Origin of the sequence: Mesorhizobium robiniae, assembly GCF_040545535.1 — a bacterium.
Taxonomy (GTDB): Bacteria; Pseudomonadota; Alphaproteobacteria; order Rhizobiales; family Rhizobiaceae; genus Mesorhizobium; species Mesorhizobium robiniae.
In genome coordinates, this window is sequence record NZ_JBEPMC010000042.1 from 1 (window position 1) to 1305 (window position 1305).

2 protein-coding genes and 1 pseudogene are annotated in these 1305 nt (G+C 65.0%); all 3 read left to right on the top strand.

All coding sequences use genetic code 11. The features are described 5' to 3' along the window. Positions 1-189, top strand: a pseudogene (locus ABID19_RS34255) (hypothetical protein); the annotation flags it as partial. After that, positions 189-614 carry a proton-translocating transhydrogenase family protein gene (locus tag ABID19_RS34260; protein ID WP_435528786.1) on the top strand — a complete coding sequence of 142 codons (426 nt, stop codon included), beginning with the start codon at positions 189-191 and terminating at the stop codon, positions 612-614. The pseudogene ABID19_RS34255 and the gene ABID19_RS34260, both read left to right, overlap by 1 nt. Positions 615-620: 6 nt before the next feature. Next, positions 621-1305: NAD(P)(+) transhydrogenase (Re/Si-specific) subunit beta (locus ABID19_RS34265; protein ID WP_354494860.1), on the top strand; the 685-nt coding region annotated here is incomplete at its 3' end.

Genomic DNA, 1305 nt, shown 5'->3' on the forward strand with positions numbered 1-1305 from the left:
AGGGTTGAGCAAGCGCCGCGTGTCGAACCGCCGGCGATCCCGGCCAAAACGATGGTCGCCGACGCTTCCGCCAAACCGGCTGCTGCAAAGAAGGCCGCGCCCAAGAAACCGGCTGCGCCCAAGAAACCGGCCGCGCCCAAGTCGCCCCCATCGAAGTCGCCCTCATCGAAGTCAAAAGGGACCGCGTGATGGACCAGACCTTGCAGAAAGCTCTCGACCAGCTCGACCAGGCGACCGCTGCCGTCCGGCTCGCGGTGCAGGATCTGGCCACCGCTCCAGGCGGCACCGATGCGGCAGCCGACGCTGCGCACGCGCTGTCCGGCGGAGCGATCGATCCCTTCGTCTTCCGTTTCGCCATTTTCGTGCTGGCGATCTTCGTCGGCTATTACGTCGTCTGGTCCGTCACGCCGGCTCTGCACACGCCGCTGATGGCCGTCACCAACGCCATTTCCTCGGTCATCGTCGTCGGCGCGCTGCTTGCCGTCGGCATCTCGGCGTCCGGCGTCGCCACCGGTTTTGGTTTCGTCGCGCTGATGCTGGTCTCGGTCAACATCTTCGGCGGCTTTCTCGTCACTCAGCGCATGCTGGCGATGTACAAGAAGAAGGACAAGTAGAGCGAGATGAACGCCAACTTCGCCTCCTTCCTCTACTTGGTCTCCGGCATCCTGTTCATCCTGGCATTGCGCGGCCTGTCGCACCCGACCACCAGCCGCCAGGGCAACATGTACGGCATGATCGGCATGGCCATTGCCATTGTCACCACGCTGGCGCTGGCGACCCCTTCGGCGGGAGGCTTCAGCCTCATCGTGCTCGGTCTCGCCATTGGCGGCTCGGTCGGCGCGGTCACCGCACGGCGCATCGCCATGACCTCGATGCCGCAGCTGGTCGCCGCCTTCCACTCGCTCGTCGGCCTTGCCGCGGTCATGGTCGCGGCTGCCGCCATCTATGCACCGGAGAGTTTTGGCATCGGCACGGTCGCCGACATCCACGCCCAGGCGCTGATCGAGATGAGCCTCGGTGTCGCCATCGGCGCCATCACCTTCACCGGCTCGGTCATCGCCTTCCTCAAGCTCGACGGCCGCATGTCGGGCAAGCCGATCATGATCGGCGGCCGCCACGTCATCAACGCCGCTCTCGCCATCGCGCTGGTCGTGCTGATCGTCCTGCTGGTCACCAGCGAGTCCAAGCTGGTGTTCTGGTTGATCGTGGCGGCATCGCTTGTTCTTGGCGTCCTGCTCATCATCCCAATCGGCGGCGCCGACATGCCGGTGGTCGTGTCGATGCTGAATTCCTATTCGGGCTGGG